3 protein-coding genes are annotated in these 1993 nt (G+C 62.9%); all 3 read left to right on the top strand.

Features of this window, described 5'->3' with window-relative positions:
* Window positions 1-466, top strand: a 466-nt coding sequence (locus EOA24_RS35840) for a TOBE domain-containing protein (RefSeq protein WP_127410696.1), incomplete at its 5' end; no start/stop codon positions are given.
* Between the two features lie 31 nt (window positions 467-497).
* The gene (locus EOA24_RS35835; RefSeq protein ID WP_126081164.1) at window positions 498-1250 is read left to right on the top strand and encodes a sugar phosphate isomerase/epimerase; all 753 of its coding nucleotides are present in this window, start codon (window positions 498-500) and stop codon (window positions 1248-1250) included.
* Between the two features lie 5 nt (window positions 1251-1255).
* The coding region (locus tag EOA24_RS35830; protein ID WP_133374811.1) for a Gfo/Idh/MocA family oxidoreductase at window positions 1256-1993 on the top strand (738 nt) is incomplete at its 3' end.

Here is a 1993-nt window from a genome sequence, read left to right as displayed (position 1 = left end):
GATGAAGGGCGGCGTGATCCAGCAGCTAGATGCGCCGCAGACGATCTACAACCGCCCCGTCAACCGCTTCGTCGCCGGCTTCCTCGGTTCGCCGGCGATGAATTTCATCGACGGCAGGCTGGAGAAGGACGGCGGCGACTGGCACTTTGCCGTGGAGGATGTACGCATCCCGCTTGCGACCTATGCCTTCGAGAAGGAGCCGGCGCCAGGCCCCGCGGTGTTCGGCATCCGGCCCGAGCATGTCGCCTTCAACAGCGGCACGGGCTGGCCCTTCGCCGCGACGGCTAATGTCGAGGTCGTGGAGCCCATGGGTTCCGATACGCTGGTGTGGCTGAAACTCGGCGGGCAGAACTTCACCGTGCGCGTCACCTCCGAACGCACGCCGAAGAACGGGGATCCGGTCAGCGTCGGCTTCGATCCGATGCGCGCCTCGCTCTTCGACGCTCAAACAGGCAACCGAATTTAATCTCCCAGGACCAACCGAACGGACAGGACAGATGAACTGGTCATTCCAACTCTACAGCGCCCGCAATTTCCAGCCATGGGACAGCGTGGTGAGAATGCTCGGCGAGCTCGGCTACAAGCAAGTGGAGGGTTTCGGCGGCGTCTATGACGACCCGAAAGCCTTCCGCGCCGAGCTCGACAAGAACGGGCTGGCGATGCCGACCGGGCATTTCTCGATCGACGCGCTGGAAAACGACTTCGGCGGCGTGCGCAAGATCGCCGACGCGCTCGGCATCACGCTGCTGGTCTGCCCCTATCTGATGCCCGACCAGCGTCCTTCCGACAGCGCCGGCTGGCGCGGCTTCGGCGAGCGCCTGGCCAAGGTGGGCGAGACGGCGAAAAAGGCTGGCTACGGCTTTGCCTGGCACAACCATGATTTCGAGTTCAAGGCGCTTGCCGACGGCTCGCTGCCGCAGGACCACATCCTGTCTGCCGCACCCGACATCGGCTGGGAAATGGACGTCGCCTGGGTGCTGCGCGGCGGCGCCGATCCTCTGCCCTGGATCGAAAAACATGGCAAGCGCATCGTCGCCGTGCACGTCAAGGATATCGCCAAGCCCGGCGAGGGGCTGGACGAGGACGGCTGGTCCGATGTCGGCCACGGTACGATCGATTGGGCGGGCCTGTTCAAGACATTGCGCGCCAAGAGCGCGGCGCAGTATTTCATCATGGAACAGGACAATCCCAATGACATCGAGCGCTATGCCCGTCGCTCGATCGCGGCAGCCAAAAGCTGGCAGGAGTAATTGAAATGGCAGACAAGCTTGGCGTCGGCGTCATCGGCTGCGGCAACATATCAAAGGCATATTTCTCGCTGGCGCCGCTGTTCCGCGGCATCAAGATGCGCGCCTGCGCGGACATCAACATGGACGCGGCGAAAGCGCGGGCAAAGGAGTTCAAGCTGCGCGCCGAGACGGTCAACGACCTTCTCAAGGATGACGAGATCGACATCATCGTCAATCTCACCATTCCGGCGGTGCATTACGAAGTGTCGAGGCAGGCGCTCGACGCCGGCAAGCATGTCTATTCGGAAAAACCTTTCGTTCTGTCGATCGAGGAAGGACTCGACCTAAAGAAACGGGCCGAGAAGAAGGGCCTGCGCATCGGTTCGGCGCCGGATACGTTCCTCGGCGGCGCGCACCAGCTGGCGCGCGAGCTGATCGACAGCGGCAAGCTCGGCAAGATCACCAGCGGCACCTGTCATGTGATGGGCCACGGCATGGAGCACTGGCATCCCAATCCGGACTTCTTTTTCCAGCCGGGCGCCGGCCCGGTGCTCGACATCGGACCTTACTACGTCACCAACCTGATCCAGCTGATCGGGCCGGTGAAACAGGTGGCGGCCTTCGCAACGACCCCGGCGAAGGTGCGGACGATCAGCTCCAAACCGCGCGCGGGCGAAAAAATCCCGGTCAACACGCCGACCACGATCCATGCGCTGCTCGAATTCGCCAACGGCGCGGTGATAACGCTCAACACCTCCTGGGAC

Origin of the sequence: Mesorhizobium sp. M2A.F.Ca.ET.039.01.1.1 (assembly GCF_003998035.1) — a bacterium.
Lineage (GTDB): Bacteria > Pseudomonadota > Alphaproteobacteria > Rhizobiales > Rhizobiaceae > Mesorhizobium.
The sequence above is the reverse complement of the archived record's forward strand: the minus strand, read 5'-3'. Positions and strand labels throughout refer to the sequence as shown.